The sequence below is a fragment of the Kluyvera sp. genome (assembly GCF_047971185.1).
Lineage (GTDB): Bacteria > Pseudomonadota > Gammaproteobacteria > Enterobacterales > Enterobacteriaceae > Kluyvera.
Genome location: NZ_JBKDZH010000109.1, coordinates 16,480 through 34,373 on the forward strand (window position 1 = coordinate 16,480; position 17,894 = coordinate 34,373).

The 17,894-nt window shown below is 58.7% G+C and carries 18 protein-coding genes and 1 other RNA gene; 12 read left to right on the forward strand and 7 right to left on the reverse strand.

The features are described from left to right. Window positions 1–26: 26 nt before the first annotated feature. Window positions 27–1,727: an SgrR family transcriptional regulator gene (locus tag ACK5JN_RS21695; RefSeq protein ID WP_416872042.1), complete on the reverse strand. Its 1,701-nt coding sequence runs from the start codon at window positions 1,725–1,727 to the stop codon at window positions 27–29. Window positions 1,728–1,826: 99 nt separating this feature from the next. Here ACK5JN_RS21695 and cof point away from each other — a divergent pair, with 99 nt between their 5' ends. Further along, window positions 1,827–2,645: an HMP-PP phosphatase gene (gene cof, locus ACK5JN_RS21700; RefSeq protein ID WP_416872043.1), complete on the forward strand. Its 819-nt coding sequence runs from the start codon at window positions 1,827–1,829 to the stop codon at window positions 2,643–2,645. Between the two features lie 45 nt (window positions 2,646–2,690). Here cof and ACK5JN_RS21705 read toward each other — a convergent pair whose 3' ends face one another. Then, window positions 2,691–3,743 carry a PLP-dependent cysteine synthase family protein gene (locus ACK5JN_RS21705; protein ID WP_416872087.1) on the reverse strand — a complete coding sequence of 351 codons (1,053 nt, stop codon included), beginning with the start codon at window positions 3,741–3,743 and terminating at the stop codon, window positions 2,691–2,693. A 113-nt stretch (window positions 3,744–3,856) separates the two neighbouring features. Here ACK5JN_RS21705 and ACK5JN_RS21710 point away from each other — a divergent pair, with 113 nt between their 5' ends. From ACK5JN_RS21710 to amtB, 5 genes are all read left to right on the forward strand, one after another. Beyond that, on the forward strand, window positions 3,857–4,315 hold the full coding sequence (locus ACK5JN_RS21710) for an Lrp/AsnC family transcriptional regulator (RefSeq protein ID WP_106927961.1): 459 nt from the start codon (window positions 3,857–3,859) through the stop codon (window positions 4,313–4,315). A 23-nt stretch (window positions 4,316–4,338) separates the two neighbouring features. Continuing rightward, the gene (locus ACK5JN_RS21715; protein WP_416872044.1) at window positions 4,339–6,114 is read left to right on the forward strand and encodes a SmdA family multidrug ABC transporter permease/ATP-binding protein; all 1,776 of its coding nucleotides are present in this window, start codon (window positions 4,339–4,341) and stop codon (window positions 6,112–6,114) included. Next, window positions 6,107–7,885 (forward strand): SmdB family multidrug efflux ABC transporter permease/ATP-binding protein, encoded by a 1,779-nt coding sequence (locus ACK5JN_RS21720; RefSeq protein ID WP_416872045.1) that lies wholly within the window; start codon window positions 6,107–6,109, stop codon window positions 7,883–7,885. Before ACK5JN_RS21715 ends, ACK5JN_RS21720 begins: the two co-directional genes overlap by 8 nt. Before the next feature lie 208 nt (window positions 7,886–8,093). Beyond that, window positions 8,094–8,432, forward strand: a complete 339-nt coding sequence (gene glnK, locus ACK5JN_RS21725; protein WP_004858743.1) for a P-II family nitrogen regulator — start codon at window positions 8,094–8,096, stop codon at window positions 8,430–8,432. A 32-nt stretch (window positions 8,433–8,464) separates the two neighbouring features. Continuing rightward, window positions 8,465–9,751: an ammonium transporter AmtB gene (gene amtB / locus ACK5JN_RS21730; RefSeq protein ID WP_416872088.1), complete on the forward strand. Its 1,287-nt coding sequence runs from the start codon at window positions 8,465–8,467 to the stop codon at window positions 9,749–9,751. A gap of 96 nt (window positions 9,752–9,847) precedes the next feature. Here amtB and tesB read toward each other — a convergent pair whose 3' ends face one another. After that, on the reverse strand, window positions 9,848–10,708 hold the full coding sequence (gene tesB, locus ACK5JN_RS21735) for an acyl-CoA thioesterase II (protein WP_416872046.1): 861 nt from the start codon (window positions 10,706–10,708) through the stop codon (window positions 9,848–9,850). 218 nt (window positions 10,709–10,926) lie between these two features. On the opposite strand from tesB, the gene ACK5JN_RS21740 reads away from it, so the two are divergent. Next, on the forward strand, window positions 10,927–11,427 hold the full coding sequence (locus ACK5JN_RS21740) for a YbaY family lipoprotein (protein ID WP_416872047.1): 501 nt from the start codon (window positions 10,927–10,929) through the stop codon (window positions 11,425–11,427). A 42-nt stretch (window positions 11,428–11,469) separates the two neighbouring features. On the opposite strand, the gene ACK5JN_RS21745 is transcribed toward ACK5JN_RS21740, so the two are convergent. Continuing rightward, window positions 11,470–11,781 carry an MGMT family protein gene (locus ACK5JN_RS21745; RefSeq protein ID WP_416872048.1) on the reverse strand — a complete coding sequence of 104 codons (312 nt, stop codon included), beginning with the start codon at window positions 11,779–11,781 and terminating at the stop codon, window positions 11,470–11,472. Window positions 11,782–11,945: 164 nt separating this feature from the next. Here ACK5JN_RS21745 and ffs point away from each other — a divergent pair. The 3 genes from ffs to ACK5JN_RS21760 all read left to right on the forward strand — a co-directional run bounded on the left by ffs (window position 11,946) and on the right by ACK5JN_RS21760 (window position 12,815). Continuing rightward, window positions 11,946–12,042, forward strand: an RNA gene (ffs, locus tag ACK5JN_RS21750) — signal recognition particle sRNA small type. 312 nt (window positions 12,043–12,354) lie between these two features. After that, window positions 12,355–12,603: a hypothetical protein gene (locus tag ACK5JN_RS21755; RefSeq protein WP_416872049.1), complete on the forward strand. Its 249-nt coding sequence runs from the start codon at window positions 12,355–12,357 to the stop codon at window positions 12,601–12,603. Next, on the forward strand, window positions 12,600–12,815 hold the full coding sequence (locus ACK5JN_RS21760) for a hypothetical protein (protein ID WP_416872050.1): 216 nt from the start codon (window positions 12,600–12,602) through the stop codon (window positions 12,813–12,815). Before ACK5JN_RS21755 ends, ACK5JN_RS21760 begins: the two co-directional genes overlap by 4 nt. Before the next feature lie 76 nt (window positions 12,816–12,891). On the opposite strand, the gene ACK5JN_RS21765 is transcribed toward ACK5JN_RS21760, so the two are convergent. Further along, window positions 12,892–14,316 carry a PLP-dependent aminotransferase family protein gene (locus ACK5JN_RS21765; RefSeq protein ID WP_416872051.1) on the reverse strand — a complete coding sequence of 475 codons (1,425 nt, stop codon included), beginning with the start codon at window positions 14,314–14,316 and terminating at the stop codon, window positions 12,892–12,894. A gap of 90 nt (window positions 14,317–14,406) precedes the next feature. On the opposite strand from ACK5JN_RS21765, the gene ACK5JN_RS21770 reads away from it, so the two are divergent. After that, a complete protein-coding gene (locus ACK5JN_RS21770) occupies window positions 14,407–15,021 on the forward strand; it encodes a YczE/YyaS/YitT family protein (protein WP_416872052.1) in 615 nt (204 codons plus the stop codon). Between the two features lie 11 nt (window positions 15,022–15,032). On the opposite strand, the gene ACK5JN_RS21775 is transcribed toward ACK5JN_RS21770, so the two are convergent. Next, window positions 15,033–15,842, reverse strand: coding sequence for a nickel/cobalt efflux protein RcnA (locus ACK5JN_RS21775; RefSeq protein ID WP_416872053.1), 810 nt, complete (start codon window positions 15,840–15,842; stop codon window positions 15,033–15,035). 134 nt (window positions 15,843–15,976) lie between these two features. Between ACK5JN_RS21775 and ACK5JN_RS21780 the strand changes: the two genes are divergently transcribed. Continuing rightward, window positions 15,977–16,249 carry a metal/formaldehyde-sensitive transcriptional repressor gene (locus ACK5JN_RS21780; protein ID WP_416872054.1) on the forward strand — a complete coding sequence of 91 codons (273 nt, stop codon included), beginning with the start codon at window positions 15,977–15,979 and terminating at the stop codon, window positions 16,247–16,249. On the opposite strand, the gene ACK5JN_RS21785 is transcribed toward ACK5JN_RS21780, so the two are convergent. Beyond that, window positions 16,230–17,807, reverse strand: a complete 1,578-nt coding sequence (locus ACK5JN_RS21785; protein ID WP_416872055.1) for an EAL domain-containing protein — start codon at window positions 17,805–17,807, stop codon at window positions 16,230–16,232. The two genes, ACK5JN_RS21780 and ACK5JN_RS21785, sit on opposite strands and share 20 nt — an antisense overlap. Window positions 17,808–17,894 lie beyond the last annotated feature (87 nt).

A 17,894-nucleotide genomic window follows, 5' to 3' on the forward strand; every position in this document is an offset into this window, starting at 1 on the left:
CCTGTACGACGCGGCGACCAGCTTCTTCACCTCGTGGTGGGCGGCAGCCAGGCGTGGCTGAAATCGAACCAGCCGCGCGCGTTAAGGCGAATGCCGTTCACCCCCGGCGGCGCGCTGACCTGGTACTGATAGTTAAACAGCGGCGTCAGAATGGCGTCGCTCATCAGGCGGGTGAAAATGCGCTTCAGGGCGGCAATGCGTTGGGCATCGTCAGCCAGGGCCTGCGCGTCGTCCAGCGCCACCTGTACGCGAGCCGCCTGCGCATCGGTAAACAGCGCGGGCCATAGCGCATCGCAGCGCAGCCATTGTTCCAGCGCGTACTCCGGCATCTCGCCGATAAGCCGATCGCCCATAAACAGATCGGCTTCGGGCAGATGCGGGCAACCGGTCCAGCTTTTTGCGTCGTAGAACAGTACCGTTAGCTCGCAGCCCAGCCGCGCGAGCGCGGTTTTCAGCTCTTCCGCCATCGTGTGCAGTTCCACCGGCAGGTGATAAAGCAGCGTGAGCTGAGCGGGGAGGGCCACCTGTGGGTCTTTCTGCGCCAGTGGGATATCCCAGCCGGGCAGCATCTCTTCGCTCGGGGTGATCAGGTTTTCACCCAGCGGCAGGCTCTGCAGCAGCCCGGATCGGTGAATCAGCGCAATGACCCGCTGCGCCTGTGCCATGCTCAGACGCGGGCTCTGGCGCAGCGCCAGATAGCAAAATCCAAGGCTAATACTGTGGCTGACCAGCCGTAGCTCACCCAGCTCCTCCGGCTTACCGATGGCGATCTGCACCGGATGCTGGCAGCTGGTGCCCAGCCCCTGCTCGAAAAGCTGCGGCGTGATCCAGTACTCGATCGCCTGCAGCAGCGGGTGGCTGTGGTGGTAGCGATGGTGGCTCTCAATACGCACCAGCTCCGGTTCAAAGATCTTCAGCATAAATGGCCCGGTGCCCTGTTCGGGGTCGTCCGGATGTGCCAGCACGCTACAGTAGCTGGCCAGCCGGTGCGGCAGCCAGTAGTCCGGGCGATGCAGAATAAAACTCAAGCACTGCGGGTGCGTCTGCGTAATCTCTTTGACGCTGGCGAACAGTTTCTCCAGCTCCGGCAGCGCGAACAGCATCAGCAGGCGGCGGCGCAGCTGTTCAGTCTCAACCACATCACCGTTATGCCAGTGCAGCGTCGAACGAATGTAGAACTGCCAGCGCAGCCCATCCGGGGAGACCGACCAGTGGTGCGCCAGATCGCCCTGCGGCTGAGACGCCTCATGATTGAAGCGGGTCAGGCCGGAGTAAATCTGCCCGGCCAGATGCTGCTCGGCGCGCCCGGCCAGGAAGCCCGGTTGCAGCGGCTCCAGCGAGCGATAGTACGGAATACGCAGCGTCGGGGTATTGTTTTGCCACTGGCCGCCGAGGAACGGATGCAGCAGCGCCCGCAGTTCAACCGGGGCAATTTGCGCCAGCTCCAGCGCGTTATGCTGTTCGCCGCGGTTAAGCGCCGTCTCCATCATCTCATTACGCAGCGTTTCCGGCGTGGTGTGAAAGCGTAGCTGTCCACGCTTGCCGCGCCCGGACTGCGCCTGCCAGCTGAGCCAGCCGGCGTCCTGCGCCTGACGCAGCAGCGTCCGCACGTGGCGCTCGCTGCAAAAACAGCGGGCGGCCAGCTCGGCGATGGTCACCTGCTGGTCCTCACCCAGCGACGGCTGCCACAGACGCTGGAACTGATTTAAACGATTTAACAGTCGCATAAAAACCCGGAACAATAAAAATTAAGTATTCAGTATTACTTCCGTATATCCCAGCAGATACTGACTGACAAGAGAGAGCGATCACAGGTGGGGAAAATCATGGCAAGACTGGCGGCGTTTGATATGGATGGCACATTGTTGATGCCAGATCATCGTTTAGGCGAGAGAACCGTGGCGGTACTAAAGCGGCTGCGTGAACGGAAAATCGCCCTGACTTTCGCCACCGGGCGTCACGTGCTGGAGATGCGTCCGCTGGTGGACGCGCTAGCGCTCAACGCGTTTCTCATCACCGGTAACGGGACGCGCGTTCATACCCAGCAGGGTGAAGTGCTGTTCCGTAGCGATCTTTCGCCGGACGTCGCCGAGCTGGTCCTGCATTCCCATTGGGAAACCAAAGCCAGCATGCACGTGTTTAACGACAGCGGCTGGTTTACCGGCCAGGACATTCCAGCGCTGCTGAAGGCGCACGTATATAGCGGTTTCCGCTATCAGCTGCGCGAATTACGCCGGATCCCGGCACATCAGGTCACTAAGGTCTGTTTCTGCGGCGATCATGACGATCTCTGCCGCCTGCGCATTCAGCTGACGGAAGTGCTCGATAAGCGCGCCCATATCTGTTTTTCGGCGGTGGATTGTCTGGAAGTTCTGCCGCTCGGCAGCAACAAAGGCGCGGCGCTGGCGGTGCTGGGCGAACATCTCGGCGTCGGCATGGAAGAGTGCATGGCTTTTGGCGATGCGATGAACGACCGTGAAATGCTGGGGCTGGTAGGCCGTGGCGTGATCATGGGGAACGCGATGGGGCAGCTGAAAGCCGCATTGCCCCACCTGCCGGTTATCGGAAACTGCACCAACCAGGCGGTTTCTCACTATTTAACGCATTGGCTGGATACACCAAATCTACCTTATTCCCCCGAATAGAGAGACTTGCCAGCAAGCCCGGCTTCTGATGATGCCGGGCTTTTTTTATTGGCCAATCAGCTGCTCAATCTCACGCCGCCACGGCGCGGTATCGCCGATGTTATTCGCCACCCATTCGGCGTTGTAATAGGTATCGAGATAGCGCTCCCCGCTGTCGCACAGCAGCGTGACGATTGAACCGCTTTTTCCTTCAGCGCGCATCTGCGCGGCCAGCTGTAGCGCGCCCCACATATTGGTACCGGTAGACGCGCCCACTTTACGGCCGAGCTGCGTTTCCAGCCACTGGGCGGTGGCGACGCTGGCGGCGTCCGGCACGCGCAGCATGTTATCGACCACGTCGGGAATAAACGACGGTTCGACGCGCGGGCGGCCAATGCCCTCGATTTTACTGCCGACGCTGCCGCGCAGGCTGGCGTCGCGCTGCTGCCAGTAGTCGAGGAATACCGAGTTTTCCGGGTCGACGACCAGCAGCTGGGTGTCGTAGCCCTGGCAGCGAATATAGCGGCCAATGGTGGCGGAGGTGCCGCCGGTGCCCGCGCTCATCACCACCCATGACGGTACCGGGTTGGGTTCGTGAGACATCTGGCGGAAGATGCTGTCGGCAATATTGTTATTGCCGCGCCAGTCGGTTGCGCGCTCGGCATAGGTGAACTGATCCATATAATGGCCGTTCAGCTCGCGGGCCAGCTTTTCCGATGCGGCGTAGATTTCACACGCGCTCTCCACGAAGTGGCAGCGGCCGCCGTAAAACTCAATTTGTTCGATTTTGCGCTTCGCGGTGCAGGCAGGCATGACCGCGATAAACGGCAGGCCCAGCAGGCGCGCAAAGTAGGCTTCGGACACCGCCGTCGAGCCAGAAGAGGATTCAATAATCGTCGTTCCTTCCTGAATCCAGCCGTTACACAGCCCGTAGAGGAACAGCGACCGCGCCAGCCGGTGCTTCAGGCTGCCGGTGGGATGGGTGCTTTCATCTTTCAGGTATAGCTGAATACCGGGGAAGGCGGGCAGCGACAAACGAATCAGATGCGTATCGGCGCTGCGTTGATAATCGGCGTTAATTTCGCTAATGGCATTTTTGACCCAGGTGCTGTTCATCATCATTTTTCCGTTTGTCATTTTGTGCCTAGCTTAGCGAAAACGGCAGAAAAAATTGTTGTCATCTGGCCTTTAAAATACAATTAAGAGAGAAAAATTTTCTCCTGGTGAAGGTGATGTTAGATAAAATTGACCGAAAGCTGCTCTCCCTGCTGCAGAATGACTGTACGCTCTCTTTGCAGGCGTTGGCGGATGCCGTTAATCTGACCACCACGCCGTGCTGGAAACGGCTCAAACGGCTGGAAGATGACGGCGTGCTGCTCGGGCGCGTGGCGCTGCTGGACGCGGAAAAGCTCGGGTTAGGGCTAACGGCGTTTGTGCTGATTAAAACCCAGCACCACAGCAGCGACTGGTACAGCCTGTTTGTCAGCGAAGTCACGCAAATGCCCGAAGTTCTGGGCTTCTGGCGCATGGCCGGGGAGTATGATTACCTGATGCGCGTGCAGGTCGCGGACATGAAACGCTACGATGATTTTTACAAAAGCCTGGTAAATCGCGTCCCCGGACTGTCGGACGTCACCTCCAGCTTTGCGATGGAACAGATTAAATACACCACAGCACTTCCCATCGAATAACTCTATCTCTGGAATTTTACTGCGTGCGATTATTTGCTCAACTTAGCTGGTACTTCCGTCGGGAATGGCGTCGCTATCTCGGCGCCGTGGCCCTGCTGATTATCATTGCTATTCTCCAGCTGATCCCGCCGAAAGTGGTGGGCATCGTGGTGGATGGCGTGACGCAACACCACTTCACGGCGGGTAAGCTGATGATGTGGGTCGGCACTATGGTCCTGATTGCCGTGGTGGTGTATCTGCTGCGCTACGTCTGGCGCGTGCTGCTGTTTGGCGCCTCCTACCAGCTGGCCGTTGAACTGCGCGAAGATTTCTACCGGCAGCTGAGCCGTCAGCATCCGGAGTTCTATTTACGCCACCGCACCGGTGACCTGATGGCGCGCGCCACCAACGACGTCGACCGCGTGGTCTTTGCCGCCGGGGAAGGGGTGTTGACGCTGGTCGACTCGCTGGTGATGGGCTGCGCGGTGCTGATTGTGATGTCGACCCAGCTCAGCTGGCAGCTCACGTTATTGGCGCTGGTGCCGATGCCAATCATGGCGCTGGTTATTCATCGCTACGGTAACCTGCTGCACGAGCGCTTTAAGGTGGCGCAGGCGGCGTTCTCCAGCCTGAATGACCGCACCCAGGAAAGCCTGACCAGCATTCGCATGATCAAAGCCTTTGGCCTTGAGGACCGGCAGTCGGCGCAGTTTGCCGCCGACGCGGCGGACACCGGGGTGAAGAACATGCGCGTCTCGCGCATTGACGCCCGCTTTGACCCGACGATTTATATCGCCATTGGCATGGCGAACCTGCTGGCCATCGCCGGCGGCAGCTGGATGGTGATGCAGGGTGACCTGACTCTCGGCCAGTTGACCAGTTTTATGATGTATCTCGGGCTGATGATTTGGCCGATGCTGGCGCTGGCGTGGATGTTCAACATCGTCGAACGCGGTAGCGCCGCCTATAGCCGCATTCGTACCTTGCTGGCGGAAGCGCCGGTGGTGAACGACGGTTTCCAGCCGGTGCCGGAAGGGCGCGGTACGCTCGAGCTTGCTATTCAGCGCTTTAGCTACCCACAAACCGACAAACCGACGCTCGAAGCGGTCAACGTCACGCTGAAACCGGGGCAAATGTTGGGTATCTGCGGGCCGACCGGCTCAGGGAAATCGACCATTCTGTCGCTAATTCAGCGCCACTTTGACGTGGATGACGGCGAGATTCGTTTCCACGATATTCCCCTGCGCCAGCTCCAGCTTGACGCCTGGCGTAGCCGTCTGGCGGTGGTCAGCCAGACGCCGTTCCTGTTCTCCGATACGGTCGCCAGCAAGATCGCGCTGGGCTGCCCGAGCGCCACTCAGCAGGAGATTGAGCGCGCGGCGAAGCTGGCCTGTGTTCATGAAGATATTCTGCGCCTGCCGCAGGGCTACGACACTGAGGTGGGCGAGCGCGGCGTAATGCTTTCCGGCGGGCAGAAGCAGCGCATCTCGATTGCGCGCGCGCTGCTGCTGGACGCTGAAATTCTGATTCTTGATGACTCGCTGTCGGCGGTCGATGGCCGCACCGAGCATCAAATACTGCATAACCTGCGTCAGTGGGGCGAAGGGCGAACGGTGATTATCAGCGCTCACCGCCTGTCGGCGCTGACCGACGCCAGCGAAATCATCGTCATGCAGCACGGGCACATTGCCCAGCGTGGGCAGCACGATCGGCTGGCGGCGCAGGCGGGCTGGTATCGCGATATGTACCGTTATCAACAGCTGGAAGCCGCGCTGAACGACGCGCCGGAAGAAGAGAAACCGGAGGAAATTGATGCGTAGTTTCGGGCAACTGTGGCCAACCTTAAAACGGCTGCTGGCCTACGGCTCGCCGTGGCGCAAGCCGCTGTCGATCGCCGTGGTGATGCTGTGGGTAGCCGCCGCCGCCGAGGTGAGCGGACCGCTGCTGATCAGCTATTTTATCGACAACATGGTGGCGAAAGGTATTTTGCCGTGGGCTACCGTCGCCGGGCTGGCGGCGGCCTATATTGGCCTCCAGCTGTTAGCGGCCACGCTGCACTATAGCCAGTCGCTGCTGTTTAACCGTGCGGCGGTCGGCGTGGTGCAACAGCTGCGTAGCGACGTAATGGACGCTGCGCTGCGCCAGCCGTTGAGTGAGTTCGACACTCAACCGGTCGGCCAGCTGATTTCCCGGGTGACCAACGACACCGAAGTGATTCGCGATCTGTACGTCACCGTTGTTGCCACGGTGCTGCGCAGCGCGGCGCTGATTGGCGCCATGCTGGTGGCGATGTTCAGCCTTGACTGGCGGATGGCGCTGGTGGCGATGGCCATTTTCCCGGCGGTGATGACGGTGATGGTGATTTATCAGCGTTACAGCACGCCGATTGTACGCCGCGTGCGCGCTTATCTTGCCGACATCAACGATAGCTTTAATGAAGTGATCAACGGCATGAGCGTGATCCAGCAGTTCCGCCAGCAGGTGCGCTTTGGCGAGCGCATTGGCGAGGTCAGCCGTTCACACTATATGGCGCGTATGCAGACTCTGCGGCTGGACGGCTTCCTGCTGCGCCCGCTGCTGAGCCTGTTCTCCTCGTTAATCTTATGCGGTCTGCTGATGCTGTTCGGCTTTAGCGCCCAGGGGTCCATTGAAGTGGGCGTGCTGTACGCCTTTATTAGCTACCTGGGGCGTCTGAACGAGCCGCTGATTGAACTGACCACCCAGCAGTCGATGCTGCAACAGGCGGTGGTCGCCGGTGAGCGCGTTTTTGAGCTGATGGACCGCCCGCGCCAGCAGTACGGCGACGATATCGCCCCTTTAGCGAACGGCGATATCGATATTGATAACGTGTCGTTTGCCTATCGTGGCGACAAGATGGTGCTGCAAAATATCTCGCTCGCCATTCCGGCGCGCAGCTTTGTGGCGCTGGTGGGGCATACCGGTAGCGGTAAAAGTACCCTGGCCAGCCTGCTGATGGGCTACTACTCGCCGAATGACGGAGAGATTCGGCTCGGCGGCCGTCCGCTGTCGAGCCTGAGCCATCAGGTGCTGCGGCAGGGCATCGCCGTGGTGCAGCAGGATCCGGTGGTGCTGGCGGATTCGTTCTTTGCTAACGTCACGCTGGGGCGCGACATCAGCGAGGCGCAGGTCTGGCAGGTGCTGGAAACGGTGCAGCTGGCGGAGCTGGCGCACAGCATGAGTGACGGCATCTACACCCATCTGGGCGAGCAGGGCAACAATCTGTCGGTCGGTCAGAAGCAGCTGCTGGCGCTGGCCCGGGTATTGGTTGATACCCCGCAGGTGCTGATCCTCGACGAAGCGACCGCTAATATAGACTCCGGCACCGAGCGCGCCATCCAGCAGGCGCTCGCCGCCGTGCGTCAGCGCACTACGCTGGTGGTGATTGCCCACCGTTTATCGACCATCGTCGACGCGGACACCATCATGGTGCTTCATCGCGGGCAGGCGGTAGAGCAGGGAACGCACCAGCAACTGCTTGAAGCCAAAGGGCGTTACTGGCAGATGTATCAGCTACAGTTAGCCGGAGAAGAGCTGGCCGCCAGCGCTCAGGACGATGCTTTGACCGCCTGATGCACCAGCGACAGGCATTTTTCTAACAGAATGCATTTGTGACGCGCATCATGCACCCGCATGGTGCGTTTTTCTTTTTTGCCGCCGCATTTCCCGTATTGCACCCCCTATTTTCCTGCACAAATACCGCTTTTTCATTTCTGGCACGGCCCTTGCTTTAACTGTTATGTGTTCGCAGCCACTACCGAATTCTGACTGGAGGGGATCTATGAAGCTGGTTACCGTGGTAATCAAACCATTCAAACTCGAAGACGTTCGCGAAGCGCTGTCTTCTATTGGCATTCAGGGCTTAACGGTGACGGAAGTGAAAGGCTTCGGTCGTCAGAAAGGCCATGCAGAGCTTTACCGCGGTGCGGAATACAGCGTCAACTTCCTGCCGAAAGTAAAGATTGATGTGGCTATCGCCGACGATCAGCTCGATGAAGTCGTCGATGTGATCAGCAAAGCCGCTTACACCGGAAAAATTGGCGACGGTAAGATTTTTGTCGCCGAACTGCAGCGCGTGATCCGTATTCGTACCGGCGAAGCCGACGAAGCGGCGCTGTAATTCCCAGCCAGCACAGTGATAGGGTCGAGATGATGAAAAAAACAATGGTAAAAACGGGGTTGAGCGCGCTGGCGCTGTTGCCGGGTCTGGCGATGGCGGCACCGGCGGCGGTGGATAAAGCCGATAACGCTTTTATGATGATTTGTACCGCGCTGGTGCTGTTTATGACCATCCCGGGCATTGCGCTGTTTTACGGCGGCCTGATTCGCGGTAAGAACGTGCTCTCGATGCTGACGCAGGTGGCGGTCACCTTTGCGCTGGTGTGCGTACTGTGGGTGGTGTACGGTTACTCGCTGGCCTTCGGCACCGGCGGCAGCTTCTTCGGCAGCTTCGACTGGTTGATGCTGAAAAATATCAAAATTACCGACCTGATGGGCTCCTTCTATCAGTACATCCACGTGGCGTTCCAGGGCTCCTTCGCCTGTATCACCGTGGGGTTGATTGTCGGCGCGCTGGCGGAGCGTATTCGCTTCTCCGCGGTGCTGATTTTCGTGGTGATTTGGCTGACGCTCTCCTACATCCCGATCGCCCATATGGTGTGGGGCGGTGGTTTACTGGCAAGCCACGGCGCGCTGGACTTTGCTGGCGGTACGGTGGTGCATATTAACGCCGCGGTAGCCGGTCTGGTGGGCGCGTATCTGATTGGCAAGCGCGTTGGCTTCGGGAAAGAAGCGTTCAAACCGCACAACCTGCCGATGGTGTTTATCGGTACTGCGATCCTCTACTTTGGCTGGTTCGGCTTCAACGCCGGTTCCGCCAGCGCGGCCAACGAAATTGCCGGTCTGGCCTTTGTGAACACCGTTGTCGCCACCGCCGCCGCGATCCTCGGCTGGGTGTTTGGCGAGTGGGCGCTGCGCGGCAAGCCGTCTCTGCTGGGCGCGTGTTCCGGTGCGATTGCCGGTCTGGTCGGTATCACCCCGGCATGTGGTTATATCGGAGTGGGCGGGGCGCTGATTCTGGGTATCGTGGCCGGTCTGGCGGGCCTGTGGGGCGTCACCTCACTGAAACGCCTGCTGCGCGTCGATGACCCGTGCGATGTGTTCGGCGTACACGGCGTGTGCGGTATCGTCGGCTGCATCCTGACCGGTATCTTCGCTTCCACCGCGCTGGGCGGCGTTGGCTACGCGGAAGGTGTGACCATGGGCCATCAGGTGCTGGTACAGCTGGAAAGTATCGCTATCACCATCGTGTGGTCGGGTATCGTGGCCTTTATCGGCTATAAAGTGGCGGATTTGACGGTAGGTCTGCGCGTGCCGGAAGAGCAGGAACGTGAAGGTCTGGACGTTAATAGCCACGGTGAGAATGCCTACAACGCATGATGATGCGTGCCGTCGACACTGACTGCGACGGTGTCTGAGTTATCTCCAAAGCCAAAAAAGCCTCCCATCGGGAGGCTTTTTTGTACTTCAACCGGATCAGTTACGGTTACGCATCACCCCTTCCTGCACCGTCGAGGCAACCAGTACGCCGTCCTGAGTATAGAACTCGCCGCGCACAAAGCCGCGCGCGCTGGAGGCGGAGGTGCTTTCCACGCTGTACAGGAGCCAGTCATTCATATTGAACGGACGGTGGAACCACATTGAGTGGTCGATAGTGGCTACCTGCATACCCGGTTCGAGGAAGCCGACGCCGTGCGGCTGCAGCGCCACCGGCAGGAAGTTAAAGTCCGAAGCGTAGCCGAGCAGGTATTGGTGGATATGCAAATCATCCGGCACCGCACCGTTAGCTCGCATCCACACCTGGCGGTGCGGTTCCGCGACGTGCCCCTTCAGCGGGTTGTGGAATTCGACCGGGCGGATTTCCAGCGGCTTATCGCAGAGAAACTTTTCTTTCGCCTGCGGCGGCAGCAGATGTGCCAGCGAGCGGGCGATATCGGTTTCCGACGGTAGGCCATCCGGCGACGGCGCGGTTGGCATGCTTTTCTGATGCTCGTAGCCCGTCTCCGGCGCCTGGAAGGAGGCCGTCATGTAGAAGATCGGTTTACCGTGTTGAATGGCCGCTACGCGGCGCGCGCTAAAGCTGTTGCCGTCGCGCAGCACTTCGACGTCGTAGACAATCGGCTTCTGGCTGTCGCCCGGGCGCAGGAAGTAGCTGTGGAACGAATGCACTAAACGGTCCGCCGGGACCGTCTCTTTCGCGGCATACAGCGCCTGGCCGACAACCTGCCCGCCAAAGACCTGACGCAGGCCGAGATCCTCGCTCTGGCCGCGGAACAGTCCTTCTTCAATTTTTTCCAGATTTAATAACGTCAGCAGATTCGATAGCGCCTGGCTCATTGATACCCTCTATATTTTTACTGTCACAGCGTCAGGTGAATGTTTCCATTATAACGCAGTTTCGCCAGTGGTCCGATGGGTTCAATTATCTGAATAATGGGGCGTTTGCAGGCATTAATGTGAAATATGTGCCACACTTGAGCGGTAAAAGTTGTTAAGGCGTTGTCACTCAATTGAGAAAACAGCCTTAATTTGAGTGAGCGAAAAGGAGAATGCTAATGAAACTCGTGCCGATCTTAAGCGGTCTGGCGATTGCGCTGACCCTCGCGGGCTGTGCCCAGACTCACCAGCAAAGTCAAAATCAGACGCCTGCGCCGCAAGCAGCCACTCAGGCGGGGGCGATTGCCGGCCCGACCGTCTCCGGTAACGTATGGATTCGCCAGAAAGTGGCGCTGCCGCCGGATGCGGTGCTGACGGTCACGCTGTCGGACGCCTCACTGGCCGATGCTCCAGCGAAAGTGCTGGCGCAGAAAGCGACGCGTACCGAAGGCAAGCAGGCGCCGTTTAGCTTTGTGCTGCCGTACAACCCGGCAGACGTTCAGCCTAACGCGCGCATACTGCTGAGCGCGGCGGTAACCCTCGACGGTAAGCTGCTGTTTATTACCGATACCATCCAGGAAGTCATCAACCACGGCGGTACCAAAGCCGATGTGACGCTGGTTCCGGTACAGCAGACCGCGGTGCCGGTACAGGACACCGCGCCGGTCCAGGTACCGTAAACGCAAATGCCCTCCACGTGAGGGCATTTTTTTGTCGCGCCGTTAATACCGCCAGCGATACTTCAGCATATCAATTTGCCCGCTCCCCGACACCTGCACCCCTTCGGCCAAAAGCGCCTGCCGCTGGCGCTGAAGATCCGGGCCGGTGAGCGAGATGGCGCCATAACGATTGACCACCCGATACCACGGCAGCGTCGAGCCTTCCGGCAGGCGCTTGAGCACGCCTCCCACCTGACGCGCCGCGCGCGGAGAGCCTGCCAGCCGGGCCACCTCACCGTAGGTCGTCACGCAGCCTTCCGGGATTGAGGCGACGATTTGCCAGACGCGCTGAGGGAAAGAGTCGAAAGCATCCATAGTCAGTTCCTGAAAGCAGAACCTTCAGCATAATCAGCCTGATGCTCTCTGTGAAGGGGTGATTGCGCAAGAATCCAGCAGGCAGCAGCGGATAGCTTGCATTTGCCTGCTTCAGCAGGGATAATGCGCCAGCGCGTTGGGAACAACGCTCTCAATGGGGGCTCTGTTGGTTCTCCCGCAACGCTACTCTGTTTACCAGGTCAGGTCCGGAAGGAAGCAGCCAAGGCAGATGACGCGTGTGCCGGGATGTAGCTGGCAGGGCCCCCACCCATTTGTACTTCCTCCTGTTTTTCACCTTCTTTTTAACGTTATTAGCCATGCTATCGCTGTGGTTATTTCGCCTGCGCGTCAATTAAATTTCATGTACTTGTAATAATACTGTCATGGATGTGTCATGAATTGTATTTAAATTAATATTGGGTATTTATATGGCTCAATGCGTTAAAAATATATTTGTGGAATGTGTTGTTAACTTCATGTATTAGTTATTACAGAAATAATACAGAACGCCATTTTGAGCGGGTTAACACACATCCGCGCACGGGATGACGCGTGGCTACGGGAAGGGTAAACATGACAATTGCAGTGCTGAACGTAAAAATTGATGAGACCGTAAAAGAGAGACTTCGCCATTACGCTGAGGCCAATGGCCTGACCTTAGGGGCCGCGGCGGAGAAGCTGTTGCTGCTGGGCTTTACGGCAGAAGAAGAGGCGGGTGTAGGTGAAGATGACATCGATAGCCAGCATACGGAAGAAGATGTTGCACCATTCACACCTAAAGAAATCAAAGCGTTACGCAAACTCCTGAAGAAACGAAAATGAAACAGCAACCGACAATAGCGTGTAACTATAGTGAAGCCTGCGATCTGTTACGCTCGGGCTATGTGAAACATGTGCTTCTCAACTGGAACGTGGGCAGCGATGAATTCTTTCGGATTGCCTCTGACTGGTGCGATACCGGCGCTAAAATTAAAAAAGAGGGAGAATCTTTCGTTATTTCACTGAAAGGCTTTCCGATCCCTCCGCAGCACTAATATATTCTTTTATCATCGCGAGTTTTTTAAAGAATATATCAGCGCCAGGCCAGTTTGTTATTGGGTTCGCGCGCGGTTAAATTATTTTCCGCAGTTTATTTGCGCCATACTGGCCTGCTAATGTTGCCCATATTGGCTGTAGCGTGATAAACGCACGACGCAGCGTCTCGTCATCCAGGATAAAGGGGATGCGCAGGTTGCGTTCGCCGCTTCCGGCCAGGCCAAAGCGCGAACCCACGCCAATATGAATTCCGCTTCCTTCCGCGCGCGCGGCAAAACGCGTCGCCATCATTTCCGGTAGTTCGACCCAAAACGAGAGCCCACCCTCCGGCTGCCTGAATTTCCACTGCGGAAAGTATTCCTGCATCAGCGATGCACACATGTCGCGACGCGCCTTTAGCTGATGGCGTCGGGCGGGTAGCAGCATCTCTTCATTTTCCAGCAGCCAGCAGGTGGCGAGCTGTTCCAGCAGCGGCGAGCCGAGATCCAGCGTATCCCGGGTTTGAATTAAGGCGGCAATCGTGGAGGAGGAGGCGCGGATCCAGCCCAGCCGTAGCCCGCCCCAGAAGCTTTTTCCGGTTGAGCCGACGGTAATAATCGGCGCTTTGTCATTGAAGGACGCCAGCGGCGGCGGCGGCGGGGCGTTGTACCATAAATCGACCATGGTTTCATCGACCACCAGCGTCGTGCAGGTATGAGCGGCGAGATCGGCCACCACCTGCCGCGTCGCGCTGTCCATACAGCGGCCCGTGGGGTTTTGAAAATCGGGCATCAGATAGGCCAGACGCGGCGCGGTCTGGGCAATAATGGCGGCCAGCCCATCGGTGTCCCAGCCGCTATCCGGTAGCGGCAGCGCCACCGGGCGGCAGGAGGCCCCCTCGATGGCGGAAATGGCGAGCGGATAGGTCGGCGTTTCCACCACCACCCGATCGCCCGGCCCGGTCAGATAGCGCAGAATCAGCGCCAGACCGCTCACCGCGCCGTTCACCAGCATGATTTCATCGGCATGGGTCGGCAGGCCGCGCGCGCAATAGCGTTGGGCGATAGCCTCGCGCAGCGCAGGCAGGCCGTGCTGATCGTAGCCGGTCAGGGTCAGATACCCCGGCAGCATCGACAGCGCGTGGCTGTAGGCCTGATGGATTTCAGCACCGGCGGCCAGCGCGGCGGTGGAAAGATCCAGCGTTGGCGCAGCGCTGATTCGCGGTGAGCGCGGGTAGCTTTCCCCCGCCAGTTTTACCGTCGAGCCGCTGCCCTGACGACTCTGCACGAAGCCTTCATCGCGCAGCTGCGCCAGCGCGCTGGCAATAGTGGTACGGCTGACGCCCAGCGCGCTGGCAAATTCACGCTCCCCCGGCAGGCGGGTATTGAGCGGCAGCCGGCCATCGAGGATCAGCAGCCGCAGCGCGTCGGTAAGCTGCCGCCAGAGCGGCGTCGATGAGGGATTTTCCTGCCACTGGCCGAGCAGGCGAACTAACGATTGGGTGGCGGAACGTCGACGCATCGGTGCAGTCCACTTTTTAAAAACTGGTCATTAATCATAATGCCATTTTTGTCGATGATGAAAGCATCAAAACGACAGGCAGAGGTATTTATGTTACGCCGACTGATTCAGCTTTATATCGGGTTAATTCTCTACGGCGTCTCGACCGCCGTGTACGTGCGCGCCAATCTGGGGGCCGATCCGTGGAACGTTTTTCACCTTGGCGTCGCCGGGCTGGCGTCGCTGGATATTGGCATGGTGATGATCCTCACCGGCGCGGCGGTGCTGCTGCTGTGGATCCCGCTGCGCCAGCGCCCCGGGCTGGGGACCATCAGCAACGTGATTGTGCTGGGGCTGGCGGCGGACGCGACGCTGTCGCTGATGCCGCCGCTGGAGACGCTATGGGTACGCGCCGTGCTGCTGCTGCTGGCGGTGGTTCTCAACGCGCTGGCCACCGGAATGTACATCGGCGCGGGGTTTGGCGCGGGCCCGCGCGACGGGCTGATGACTGGCATTCACGCGCGGACCGGCTGGCCGATCCGGCGGATTCGCACCACTATTGAAATTTCGGTTCTGCTGATAGGTATCGTGCTGGGCGGCGCGTTTGGCGTGGGGACCGTGCTGTACGCGCTGGCCATTGGCCCACTGATTCAGATTTGCCTGCCGTGGTTTCAACTGCCCCGCGCCGCGCCGCCGGTGCCGCTCCAGGCCGGGCAGCCCTCCTGAGCAAAACGGCATCAGACCAGCGCGCTGATGCCGTGTGCCATCATGTACAGCCCGACCAGAATAATCAGCGCGCCGGAAAACCACGGTGCTTTACGCGACAGTTCGCCAAACCCGCTCCAGCGTTTGCTGACGTGCTTGAGGCCGATGGCGGCAATTGCGCCGGACGCCACCAGCGTCAGCGCCAGCCCGACGCTGAAGCTCAATACCAGCGTGGCCCCCAGCGCAACGTGCTTGAGCTGCAGACAGATCAGCAGAATGGTGATTGATGCCGGGCAGGGGATCAGGCCGCCGGTCAGGCCAAACAGCACGATCTGCCCGGTGGTGACGTCCTGACCTTTAAAGCGACGGTTGATCTCTTCGGCGTGGGCGCGCTGATGCGCATCCTGCCAGTCGGCATCGACCAGATTAGCGTGGGTGTGATGATGGTCATGATGGTGATGGTCATGATCGTGATGTTCATGATGATGATCGTGCGCACCGTGCGACTCACGCCAGGTGCGCCACAGCATCCACAGGGCGATGGCAATAATGATTATCCCGGACAGCAGCTGAAACCACGGCTCGGCGGTTTGCGCGTCCCAGTCGCGGCCAAACCACATGCCCGCCATCGCGATAACCCAGACCACTACCGTGTGCGACAGCGTCGCCGCCAGCCCCAGCAGAACCGCCTGCTTTAACGTGCCGCGGATGGCGACGATAAAGGCCGCCATCATCGTTTTTGAGTGGCCCGGCTCCAGGCCGTGCAGCGCACCAAGCAGAATGGCGCCGGGAATAAAGAACCAGGCATTGCCCTGTTGTAAGAGTGTGGTGAAGTCGGTCATCGCGGTCAGGATCCTTGCAAAAAAGTGAATGCACTATACTCCCTCCCAGTAGGTGTATACTACCCCCAAGTATAAAAATACGCAGCGCAGGCCGCCCGTGGTATGCTTGCGCGGTGTAAAGAAAGGATCCCGCAATGTCACATACCGTTCGCCACAAGAAGATGTTATTGACGCGCCTGAAGAAAATTCAGGGGCAGAGCGCCGCGCTGGAAAAAATGCTCAACCGCGACCACGAGTGCGCCGAGGTGTTACAACAGCTGGCGGCGATTCGCGGGGCGGTTAACGGCATGATGATGCAGGTGATTCAGGGTCATCTCACCGATCACGTGGTGAAAGAGCCCGAAGAGACGCAGCGTGAAGCCGATCTCGAGGTGGTGATGCAGGTGATCAAGTCCTATCTGAAGTAGCGTGTTCCCGCAGATTGTTTTCCGCCCACAGAATAAACGCCTCTTTGGGTAAGGCTTTGCTATAAAGCCAGCCTTGCCCAAACTGGACGCCGTGCTCGTGCAGCCACTGCGCCTGACACGGCGTTTCAATACCTTCCGCCACCACGTTCAGCTGTAGCGTTTTCGCCATCTCAATGATGTACGGCGTCACCTGCGCGTATTCCAGCGCGTCAACGAAGGATTTATCCAGCTTTAAGGTATCGACCTCCAGATCCTGGAGATAGCGCAGGCTGGAGTAGCCGGTGCCGAAATCATCGATATAAATGGCGTGCCCGGCCTGACGGTAGGCGGTAATCGCCGGCAGCGTGGTTTTCGGGTCGGCAAAGCCGCGCTCGGTCAGCTCCAGCGCCACCTGCTGCGGCTGTACCTGCCAGACGCGCAGCTGCTGGTGCAGTAGGGTTTGCAGCACCACGGAATGAAAATCGGCGACCGACAGGTTAATGGATACGTGCAGCTCAGGGTGCAGGCTCAGCCATTTTCCCAGGTCACGAAACACCGTTTTCACTACGCTTTCGGTGAGGTCGGTAATCAGCCCGGACTGTTCGGCAAGGGGGATAAATATTTCCGGTGAGAGATAGCTGCCGTCCGGCTGCTTCCAGCGCGCCAGCGCCTCGCAGCCGACCACTTTTCCGTCGCTTATTGATACGATGGGTTGATAATAAACGGAAATATCGGCGTTATTCAGCGCGTCCTGCATTCGCTGGCGCGGCGATTGCAGCCGTTTGAGCACCCGCAAAATCAGCCAGCTGGCCAGCAGACTGAGCAGCATACCGACCGGCACCCAAATCATCAGCTGGTGGCGTAAACGCTCGGTCAGCGGCAGGGTGGAAGACCAGGTCATGATCGCGACCTGCAGGTCAGGGAACTGGCGCACGGTGTAGACGGTGTTGTTGTGGGTCAACGACTCCAGGTGCTCCTGTTTGATGCGTTGCCAGGCCTGATGATCCAGCGCCGCGCTGCTGGCGAGCACGCGGTTGTTGTGCGTGCTGATCAGCGCCACCTGGGTAGCCGAGTTGGAAAAGGGAATGACGTCGATAAACGAGATGGGGTCAATAATCACCATGTGGCGATCGGATGCGAAGGCTGCCATCGAACGGCGGATGCCTAAATCGTTATATTCGGTATACCAGGCACGGTATCCCGTGGGAATAATCCGGTCTGGTTGGGGAAAGGTAAAGTCGCGGCCGTTACTTTCCAGCGAGGAACATTTGACGGTGAGCCCGTCGAGGTACAGGACTTCCTGAATATAGCGCCAGGAGTAGGCGAGGCGACGCATTGCCTGCAGGTGCTCTGCGCCGCATCCGAACTCTTTCAGCGAGTCCATCTCCCGCAGCGCGCCTCTGGCCTGGTCCATCACCTGTTCCGTGCGCATAAATACACGGGAGGCGTAGGCCTCCTGCTCATCAATAAACTGATTGTGCGCTTCACGCTGGGCGAGCCAGATACTGAGCAGTATCGGCAGAAAAATGGCCACGATAAGCACGCCGGTTATCAGACCGACCAGATGTCGAGTTGTCACTGCCAGTCCTTATCCTGGGCTAATTACAGCAAGTATACCTGACAATCCATGCGCTTATTATGCGAAATCGCTTCGTTTGCCCGATTG